Annotated in this window: 14 protein-coding genes; 4 read left to right on the forward strand and 10 right to left on the reverse strand. The window is 62.1% G+C overall.

Features of this window, described 5'->3' with window-relative positions:
* Nucleotides 1-17: 17 nt before the first annotated feature.
* The 4 genes from WC683_03100 to WC683_03115 are packed head-to-tail and all read right to left on the reverse strand — an operon-like array spanning nt 18 to nt 2,937.
* The gene (locus tag WC683_03100) at nt 18-425 is read right to left on the reverse strand and encodes a hypothetical protein (protein ID MFA4971575.1); all 408 of its coding nucleotides are present in this window, start codon (nt 423-425) and stop codon (nt 18-20) included.
* Between the two features lie 37 nt (nt 426-462).
* Nucleotides 463-1,677 (reverse strand): transposase, encoded by a 1,215-nt coding sequence (locus WC683_03105; protein ID MFA4971576.1) that lies wholly within the window; start codon nt 1,675-1,677, stop codon nt 463-465.
* Nucleotides 1,589-2,161, reverse strand: coding sequence for an IS607 family transposase (locus WC683_03110; protein ID MFA4971577.1), 573 nt, complete (start codon nt 2,159-2,161; stop codon nt 1,589-1,591). The genes WC683_03105 and WC683_03110 overlap by 89 nt, the downstream gene beginning before the upstream one ends.
* A gap of 29 nt (nt 2,162-2,190) precedes the next feature.
* Nucleotides 2,191-2,937, reverse strand: coding sequence for a transglycosylase SLT domain-containing protein (locus tag WC683_03115; GenBank protein ID MFA4971578.1), 747 nt, complete (start codon nt 2,935-2,937; stop codon nt 2,191-2,193).
* Here WC683_03115 and WC683_03120 point away from each other — a divergent pair.
* The 4 genes from WC683_03120 to WC683_03135 all read left to right on the forward strand — a co-directional run bounded on the left by WC683_03120 (nt 2,924) and on the right by WC683_03135 (nt 6,322).
* The gene (locus WC683_03120; GenBank protein ID MFA4971579.1) at nt 2,924-3,127 is read left to right on the forward strand and encodes a hypothetical protein; all 204 of its coding nucleotides are present in this window, start codon (nt 2,924-2,926) and stop codon (nt 3,125-3,127) included. The genes WC683_03115 and WC683_03120 overlap by 14 nt on opposite strands.
* On the forward strand, nt 3,124-3,855 hold the full coding sequence (locus WC683_03125; GenBank protein MFA4971580.1) for an SGNH/GDSL hydrolase family protein: 732 nt from the start codon (nt 3,124-3,126) through the stop codon (nt 3,853-3,855). The genes WC683_03120 and WC683_03125 overlap by 4 nt, the downstream gene beginning before the upstream one ends.
* A 12-nt stretch (nt 3,856-3,867) precedes the next feature.
* On the forward strand, nt 3,868-5,529 hold the full coding sequence (locus WC683_03130; protein ID MFA4971581.1) for a hypothetical protein: 1,662 nt from the start codon (nt 3,868-3,870) through the stop codon (nt 5,527-5,529).
* Between the two features lie 94 nt (nt 5,530-5,623).
* Entirely contained in the window at nt 5,624-6,322 is a 699-nt protein-coding gene (locus tag WC683_03135) for a hypothetical protein (GenBank protein ID MFA4971582.1), read from the forward strand.
* A 426-nt stretch (nt 6,323-6,748) separates the two neighbouring features.
* On the opposite strand, the gene WC683_03140 is transcribed toward WC683_03135, so the two are convergent.
* The 6 genes from WC683_03140 to WC683_03165 form a co-directional block, all read right to left on the reverse strand.
* Nucleotides 6,749-7,249: a hypothetical protein gene (locus WC683_03140; protein ID MFA4971583.1), complete on the reverse strand. Its 501-nt coding sequence runs from the start codon at nt 7,247-7,249 to the stop codon at nt 6,749-6,751.
* Complete coding sequence (locus tag WC683_03145) at nt 7,246-7,698, reverse strand: hypothetical protein (protein ID MFA4971584.1); 453 nt, start codon at nt 7,696-7,698, stop codon at nt 7,246-7,248. Before WC683_03145 ends, WC683_03140 begins: the two co-directional genes overlap by 4 nt.
* Nucleotides 7,695-8,108, reverse strand: coding sequence for a hypothetical protein (locus WC683_03150; GenBank protein MFA4971585.1), 414 nt, complete (start codon nt 8,106-8,108; stop codon nt 7,695-7,697). The genes WC683_03145 and WC683_03150 overlap by 4 nt, the downstream gene beginning before the upstream one ends.
* Nucleotides 8,109-8,111: 3 nt before the next feature.
* Nucleotides 8,112-8,564 (reverse strand): hypothetical protein, encoded by a 453-nt coding sequence (locus WC683_03155; GenBank protein ID MFA4971586.1) that lies wholly within the window; start codon nt 8,562-8,564, stop codon nt 8,112-8,114.
* Nucleotides 8,561-8,896 (reverse strand): hypothetical protein, encoded by a 336-nt coding sequence (locus tag WC683_03160; GenBank protein ID MFA4971587.1) that lies wholly within the window; start codon nt 8,894-8,896, stop codon nt 8,561-8,563. Before WC683_03160 ends, WC683_03155 begins: the two co-directional genes overlap by 4 nt.
* On the reverse strand, nt 8,893-9,176 hold a 284-nt coding region (locus WC683_03165), incomplete at its 5' end, for a hypothetical protein (GenBank protein MFA4971588.1). The genes WC683_03160 and WC683_03165, both read right to left, overlap by 4 nt.

Raw genomic sequence — 9,176 nt, forward strand, 5'->3', positions numbered from 1 at the left:
CGAACAACAAGAATTTGTCAACGCGCCGTCATCGCACGATAGGCGAGGAAGCCAAGGATCGCTGCGATGACCACGACGGCTGCGCGTGGCGAGGAGGCCACGGATGCTTGGATCACAGGGGGTTGCGTGATGACGATCTCGGACTCCGTTTCGTCAGGCGGCGTCTCTTCGTCTGGGACTTCCGGCGAAAGGGACGCGTACAAGTTCGATAGGGCCTGCTCGATGGCCGAAGCGTAGTACCCGTCGATCTGAGGCTCGTCCCCGATGATGATGAGCGGCACCTGCTTGATGGCCGAGTCCTCGCCCGCGTCGTGAACGTTGACCGTGACGCCGTGGGAGGCCGGGTCCGACGCCATGATCTGCGCCTTCGCTTTTTCGCAATGCTCGCAATACGGTCGCGTAAAGATGTCGATCTGGGTTCTCACGCGTGCACCGCCCGGAGGATCTTCGGGGTGAGCCCGATCATTTTTCGCTACCAGACGCTGCCGGTGCAACATCTAATGCCGATGCATCCTTCAGGTTACCCCGAAGGACGGGTTGATCTCCCAAAGCTCGCAGGAAGATCCCGCGAGCGCCATTGTAGTCTCGATCCATCGAGAGTCCCGTCTTCGCCGAGCGCACCACCTTCGAGCCGCCGAGCTTGGCGTTCACTTCACCCGTCCACGATACCGTCTTGCTCGTCCAAGCCTCGTTCTGATCGAGCACGAGCTTGCCGTACTCGAATGCCTTGTGCTTCAGAAACATCCTGAAACGGTAGTGGGCAAACGTCAGCATCGAACGCACCGACTTCGCCCGGAGCTTACGCGCACCTCGTTGCACCATCTCCTGCGTCTCGAACGGAGGCAGGATGATCACGTCGAAGCTCTTCACTAGAAATGCCGCCACCTTGTGATGCAGCTCGTCCACGAGGTTGTGGAGCCTGCTCTGCATGTTCAGAATCGCGCGGCGCAAGTTCCGTTTTCGGAAGCGCTGCGTCTCCAGCTTGCGCCTGGAGATCAGATCGTCGATGTGCGCGCATAGCCGCTGAATCTGTCCAAAGTCACCGTCTCCGAGCTTGCCACAACCTGTCTCGGCGTAGAACGTTTGGAAGGATCGCACCCCGGGATCGAGAGCAACGACGCGCCCTTGGTTTTCGGCTGCGCATCGCTTCTGCTGTACGGGAACGATCAGAAACCAACGCCCTCTTGCACGTACCAACCGCAGATCACCGTGTCCCTTCGGCACCTCCTCGACCATTCGGATCTCGCCCTTGGAGAGAGTCGGGTATATTCCTCCACGACGGAATGCACTCTTCGGAATGAAACATGACTGCACGGGTTGTTTCCTGGACCTGAAGCCCACCTCTTGAAACTCGCCCGTCTCCATGAACTTGCGCTTCGCCGCCGACACCGCCCTGCACGCGTCCCTCATTGCCACGGATCGGATCTGGTAGGGCGTCTCCTCGGACCATGGCGGCAACGCCTTGAGCAGGCCCGTCTTGATCTTCTTCCAGTTCGCCTTGGTGCCGGGCGTTCGGAGGAAGGCGACCGCTGCGTTGAACGCGACGCGCGAGGTCCCGAGCCATCGGCGGAAGACGCCTGCCTGCTGGTCAGTGGGGTAGATCCGGATCTTCTTTGATTTGAGCAGCGTATCGTCTGAGGCCGTGCATTCGGCAAGAGAAGACGTGAACGATGGCAAGAAGATCGTCGGAAAGCTCCCGCTCGGGGCTGTGTTCAGTCTGATTGAGAACCACGAGTTCTCCACCGTTATGTTCGAGAAGATGCCCGAGAAGTTCGACACCAAAGCGGGCAAGGCGGTCCTTGTGGGCAACCACAACCGTGAGCTTTGCTCCGCGTGCCAGTCGGTCCAGTAGGGAGAGCAATCCTTTACGCTTGAAGTTGAGCCCACTCCCGATGTCTTTGACAATTTCTGCGTTCGGGAAGCGCTGTCGCATGTAGATGATCTGTCTTGCGAGGTCATCCTTCTGCTTGGGAGAGGAGACCCGGCAGTAGCAGACAATAGCTGGAGGCAGGCCGTCCTTGACGAAGGAATCGACATCGAGAAGCCGCTGGCCAGCAGCGTTGCGCACGTGTTTGATGAGCCCTTCATCGGCGTACTTCCGGATCGTGTTCGGGCACATGCCAAGAATCTGGCAGGCCATCCGCAGTGGAACCAACTTCATGGCGTCTGGTAGAGAACGGTAGCATCTCGTTAGCTATTCGTCAACCCCCAGTGGATGTCGGCGAGCATGTACCCCACGGCCCCGAGCACGAAGAAGATGACCGCGACCTGCATCGCCCCGCTCGCCCCAGCCTGCCGAGGCGCGGACAAGCCGAGGGCGACGAAGGTGTTGGCGGCGCGCACGAAGTTCGCCACGTAGTCGTGCTGGCCGTACATGCCCAGGATGCCAGGGCCATCAGCCATGCCGGTGTCGTTGCAGGCGCACGTCTCTGCGGGCTTCCCGCAACCGTTGTACGCCTTCACCGCCGCGAGTACCGAGCCACCGAAGTTCTTCGTCATCTTCACGATGAGGTTGCCCGCGTCGATGATCTGCTGCTCCGGGTGCTCGTTGTAGAACTGCGGCTCGTGACCGTACATCCGGCACGTCATCGGGATGAACTGCATCAGGCCGCACGCGCCAGCGTCGCTGCACACCGTGGGGTTGCCGCCCGATTCGATCTGCATGATGCCCACAAGCCAGGACGGCGGGATGCCGTTGATCTCGGCAGCGTTCTGGATGGCCGCGCCCCAGCGGCCCCAGACGTTTGTGGCCATCTTCTGAGCGCGCGCGCTTGCGATGTCCCAGGAGGGGAACCCCTGGCCTTCGACCTCGATCCGCCCGTCCTCCCACAGCCGGTAGGGGACGCCACAGGGATTGAACCACGCGCTCGGCATGGCCCCATCATACACGCGGGGCGCTTGTCCGAAAAGCGCCCGAGGCTGTATGCTCTCGTCCATGAAGATCGCCTTCTACGTCGGGTTGTGCGGAGGGTATGGGGCCATGGAGGCTCGTCAGTACGAGCGTCTACAGACAGAAACCGAAGCGCTCGCCAAAAAGAACCACGAGAAGGACGCATCGGTCCCGCTGTTTCATCCCGTACCACCGCTGCTCGTGGTAGACACGAAGGATTTTGAAGGTCACGGATGAAAGATTCGACGCCCCTCATCCTGGGAGGCCTGCTGCTCGTTGCGGGCATCGGCATCGCCAAGAGTCTAAGCGCCCGGTGCGTTCCGAACATCAAGGCGGGCTCGCGCGTCTTTCTGGTCGGCGACAGCCTTGCCGTGGGGCTCGGCCCCTACGTGAAGAAGCTCTGCACCAGCGTCGGAGCAGACTTCGATGCGGCGTCCCAGATCAGCACGACGACCGGCTTCTGGGTGGGCAACGCGGAGTTCAAAGCGCAGATCGCAGCGTTTCAGCCGACCATCGTCCTGGTCTCGCTGGGCACGAACGACACGGCGGGAAACACCCAGGCCCCGCAGCTCTCCGCCAACATCGCCGCCATGATCGACATCATCCGGGCGACCGGAGCGATCGTCTACTGGATCCTTCCCCCGACGCTGCCCTTCGCAGACAGGTTCTCGGCGCTCGTGAGGCAGACCGGGGTGCCGGTGTTCGAGTCGAGCAGGTTCGCCATCCCGCGGGGGCCCGACAACCTGCACCCCACCGGGCTGGGCTACGCATCGTGGGCGGGCGTCATTTGGCAGACCGCAACGTGCAGCAAGGAGCCACCCGCAGTCTCCCTGTCCGGGCTCGGCAGGCTGCGCTTCCTGCCCCTCAACGGTGTGAGGCCGCGGGCGAGCGGCGTGATGAGCCGTGTTGCCCCTGCGCGCCCAGTCAGACGGCGCAAGCCGACCATCACGTTCAGACGGACTTGAGAGGACATGCTCATGCGCGCACGTAGACCGTTTGGCATCTTCAACAACGTGCCCGAGCCATTGCGCGGGCTCGGGGAGGAAGACAAGGGCGACGAGTCTGGGTGCGAGTCGCTGATCCTTGCGGGGAAAACGAAAGAGTACGAGCAGTGCGAGGAATCATACTGGGGGAGCAGCGCGGGTGACTGTCACCAGTTTCAGAAGCGCATGAGAGAAGGGGGCGAGATCAACGACGATTGGTGTAGGAGCAAAGGAGGCACCGATCCCGAGCCCTGCGTCGAGCTGGCGCACTCCTGCATTTCCACCGTGGTTTGCCAAGTCTTCAACTACATGTACGGCGGGGGCGCGTTCACAAAGCAATGCGGCCAGTACGGCGAGCCCGTGGGGGATGTGATCTGGTACCTGTCCGGTTTTCAGTTCGCCTCCGGTCTGCTTGGCCCCATTTCGGAAGCAATCAAGTGCATCGGTGCCAACTCAGGATCCTGCTGGACCAACATAGAGACCCTCTATTCCCAGTATGCGAAGGGCGTCGGGAAACTCCTCGCCGACATCACCAAACTCTGGGACACCCAAAGGGCCGAGGCGGGGCTGCCCTGGTCTGCGGTCTGCATCGACGCCCCATTCCTGAGTATCGCCGCGATGATCGCAAGGGGAGATGTCCCCGCTACCCTGAACGCGCCGTCGAGGGCAAAGCTCCTCAGTGCGTTGAAAGCCTCCCAGGGCTACGCGCCCAAGGGCTGGGCGGTCACGGAGGGCTACGCGCCCAAGGGCTTCACGATGGCGTGCGTCAAGGACGGGGGATGCGAGTGCCCACCGAAAACCTTCGGCCTGGAGGAAGCCTTCGTCGAGCTTTCCCTGTGGACTGACCCAAACGGGTTTCAGAAGACCATTTCGACAAACAGGCTGGTGTTCCTCAACAAGAGCAGCTGGGTGCAGGCGTTCTCACGAGGGATAGCCTCCAGCGTCCAGCTTGTGGATCCTGAGATCGCGAAAACGTTGAAGCCTGTTTCTGTGATGTCGCTTACGAGAAAGTTCATCGCGGGTCCGGTGGGCCTGTCGGGCGAAGACATGTCCGGGTACTCGCCCCCTATGCTCCCGGAGGGATCCAAGCCTCTCAAGCTGTTCTTGACGTACGACCTGTTCAAGCTGAACTACGAGAACAGCTCCGACAACTGCGCCTTCAACCTGTACATCGACCAGAAAGGTGGGCCGGAAGCGTGCAAGAGCATCGCGGCCTCCAACGATTCCAGGGTCTGCGCAGGCGTTGCGCAAGAGCTTCTTAGTCAGAGGCTGGAGGCTTTGCGCCGGGTGCTCCCACTCGTCATTGGCGCGATGACGGCGCACAACGCGCACTATGCCATGCGGTGGCAGCAGTCCAAGGGAACCATCCCTTTCCCTGCCCAGGGCGCTCCCGCCAAGAAGATGTTGTCCGTGAGGGCACTGAAGCTCGACCTCGTACCGGCTGCTCCCAAGGCCAAGGTCTCCATTGCGCCGAAAAACAGGTTCTCCATCGTCCAGCCGTTGAAGCCGGGTGTGGATCTACCGGGCAGAGCAGGGTCCGTCACAAGATGGGTGCTCATCGCGGCGATCGCGGCCCTTGTCGGTGTGGGGATCTGGGCCGGGACGAAAAAAAGGCGAGCAGCCCCGAACCGCCGCCGCAGAATCCGCCGATACTGAAACAAGTTGGAGGAACGGGACAGCTCGTGATACGCATGGTGTCGAAGGAGCGACAACCATGCAATTTGTCGAGATTTTGTTCGGTATCATCCTGATGTTCGCCGCTACCCGAGGGAAATTGCCTGAAGATCAGGTGCGACTTCACCAAGTGGCCTTTGATCAGTGGGAAGCCGTCGATGCAGCGCCCCAAACCCCTGTCCGCGGAGAAGCGGGCCGCGAAGCATCAGCGCTGGCCCTGGCAGCCGTCTCGGGGCACGAGAGCGGGTTCTGGTCCAAGGTCCAGGACTGCTCGGCCTGCTTCGTCGGTAGCCAGTATTGTGATCGCGGAATGAGTATTTCACTTTTTCAGTTGCGCACCGGGAGCGGGGCGTTCGGCGACTACACGCGCGAGCAGCTCTGTGAAAGCAATGCGCTGGCGACGGAGCGCGCGCTCGTGCTGCTCAACCGGCATCGGCGGGCGCACACGACCCTGGCGCTGTTCAAGGGCTACGCACGCGGGGGTCGCAGCGGAGCCGCCGAGGAGATGGACGCGATGTACGCGACGGCGCTGCGCAAGGCGGGCATCGTCGTCACCTACGGCACGACGGTCGATGCCGAAGGCAAGGAGCACAGGGGGCTCAAGGCTGCTTGGCTCCCTGGCCGGAAGCCGGTGCCGGGTGAACCAGAAGCTGCCATGCCCACGTTGCCCAGACTCGACATCCGTCTGCCCGATCCCCTGCGTATTGGGGCCTGGAACAGTGAAGCTGGTCGTCCCACATACCAACTTCGATTTCTCGCGCATCCAGGTACCTAAACCCCGTCCTGCTCACCATTTGCACAAACGCTTCCAGCCCCTTGGCCGCTCGCCTGAGCTTCGGAGGCCCAAGCCAGACGACCTCACGAGCCCCGAGCCCATCCAGCCGCTTCGACACGCGGGCCAGGAACGGCCCCTCGTTGCGGACAACGGACGGCCCCATATACGCATCGTTCGAGCCCAGACTGACCAGCACAGCGGTGGGACGGAACTGCGCGGCCATGGCCCACAGCGGGCCGTCAGAAGCCCAGGAAATGACGCTGGAGCCAGGAGCGACGACCGCTTTGAACGTGACGCCGTCACGCGTGGCGAGAACAGGAAACTCGTGCGAGAGCAGGAACGCTTGGGAGTCCCCGATGAGGAGCACACGATCGCCTGCCGTGAGGGACATGAGCCCAATGGTAAACCCGAGTGTCCAGAATCCCGTCACGTGCAGCCCTGCTTGATGTAGCGGACGAGCTGGTCCATCGTCCTGAGCGCGGATCGCTGACAGACGTAGAAGTTCTCGTCGATGTTGCGTACCCGATCGTGTTTGGCCACGATCCGGAAAAACGTCTTGGTTTGACTGTTGATCGCGAGCATCGCTCCGGTGATCTGGCTGACGAACACGTAGGCGACCGGCGGGGGCTTCTTCGCATCGTAGCCCGCAACGGTGTCTACAAAGGGTTCGTCGTAGGGGAAGTCGGCAGCGCAGGTGAACCGCTCCCCGCGGCTCTTGATCTCGATGACGTGCCCATCAACGATCAGGTCGGTATCGGACTTCGTCCACCGGCTCGCTTCCGATACGTCCTGCCGCACCGTTAGGTTGGGGATCTCGACGGCGAGCCCCGAGCACCGGAAGAAGACGGCGGGCAGGTGCTGCCACGCGTAGCCCTTCTTCAGCTGATCGAAGAACAGCGCGTCGTTCGAGAACCAGTCCTCGCTCACAACGAGCCTTCGCGCACACGTCGGAGCGTGTCCCCGATCTGTTGCTGCAAAGCGATCGATTCTACCCGGAGCGCTTCATACTTCGCCATGAGAACGCCGAGATCGGACGGCGCGTCCGTCTGGTCGTTGTTGTACCGGCATGTCGAATCAGGCTCTGATCGGAACCACTTCTGGACGGCCTCCATCCATTCACCGCGGCACCCCTTGCACACGCGCATCGAGAACAGGCCATACGTCGTCGCCTGTTCCTCCCACTTGTACGGAGGAGCCTCGAACTCCGCACAGCCGAACTTCGGGTCGTCACCGCAGGACTTCACGACGACGCCATGCAGCCCGATCGGCATCAGAGGGATGCCAAGCTCGCGCATATCGTAGAAGCACGCCATGCACAACGTGCGCCTGTCCGTGCCGATGCTCCCGCAGCGTTCGCACTTCTCGCCTTCGCTCACGGCTTTTCTCCTTCTGGCACCTTGTGCGCCTGAACCTTGCACGACGTGAACCACTGCGGCCTGAGATTGTACTTGTCGAGCCACGTGTTCCAGGTGGCTTCGAGCATCGCGTCGAGATCCTCCATCTCCCCGCGCGGAACATCGTCGAGCCACGTCTCTACCCAGTCGGCTCCGAGTGTGTCGTCGCAGGCGCGCTCTTGTGCATCCTCGATCACGCGGTCCGCAACGGGTGGATACGTTTCGGTCGTGTAGTCAGCCTCGCACGTCCAGAAGTTGTCGCCGGGCTCCAGATCGAACTCCGCGACGGCTGCGGCCATGGCCTCCTCGCGCGTGTCGAACGGGCCGCACGAAAACGACTCCTCGCTGTCGCTGGCCCAAAACGAAGGTTTCGATTCTGTCTTGTCTGCCATTGCTCAATACTCCGTAGTGCAAAGGTATCCGCGTCCATCCGACTGGCACCACTCCGCACACGTCTTGCGCGGGTGGCCGACTGGGCAGTCATCGTAGTGGCCGTTCGGACCTGGGGCGTCCTTCGGTTGCGGCATCGGCGGCAAGTCCTTCAGCCTCGCTCCTACCTTCGCCATGAAGCCAACGTAGTTCGTCGCCGCTGTGTTGTAAGCGTCCGCAACGGCTTGGTGCGCCTTGGCCCTGGCCCCGCAGCCGCAGTCAGTTGTCGGTGTCGTGTCGTCGAGCCAGATGGCCAGCATCGAGTCGTCGGGTAGCATCTCCCACTCGCTATCGGGATAGTCTTCGCGATTTTCTCCCGTCGTATTACACCAGACAGCCCACGCGTCGTCGATGTCGGCGGCAACGACCCACTCGTAATCGTTGGTGAAGACGTGAAGTCCGTCACTCGGCGGGGTCATGGCACTACTCGCTTTCGTTCTGCGATCGTCGCACCCGTCTCGTCCTCCACGCACATCGACACGCGCCCGCTCTTGTACACCGTCACCCACAGAACGAACGGCCCGACACGCATCCACCACGTTCGCGTGGTCATCTGCTCGATGTGCAGCCAGTGATCGATCACAAGTTCGTCGAAGCACAGGTCGCTCCGTTCCTCGATCGCGAAGTCTTCGGCGCGCGAATGGGCAAGGATGCGCCAATGGTGCCCGGGGCGCGCGGCCATGGTGCGGTTGTGGGCGGCAACGCGCTTGTTCCACGATGACAGACTCTCGCCCGCACGACGCGCTTTCATCCCCCACCTCCCCCGCGCAGGGCGGCTTCCAGCGTTTGGATTGCCGACTTGATGTGCGCCTCCAGGTCGGTCACGGTCGCGAACCACACGATGCCGCGCGAGTCGTCAAGCACTTTACGCGCAGCTTCCACCGCCGCGTCCCGGGCCTGCTCGGCGGCGCGCCGCAGGTCCGCCCTGCGCTTCGGCGGGTGCACCCCGGCCGCTGGGTTCGCCAGGATGATGTGGCGTTCTACGGCATCCTGGAAGCACGCGCGCAGCAGGTTGAGCACGTTGCGCACGG

This window comes from bacterium (assembly GCA_041648665.1).
Classification (GTDB): Bacteria; UBA10199; UBA10199; order 2-02-FULL-44-16; family JAAZCA01; genus JAFGMW01.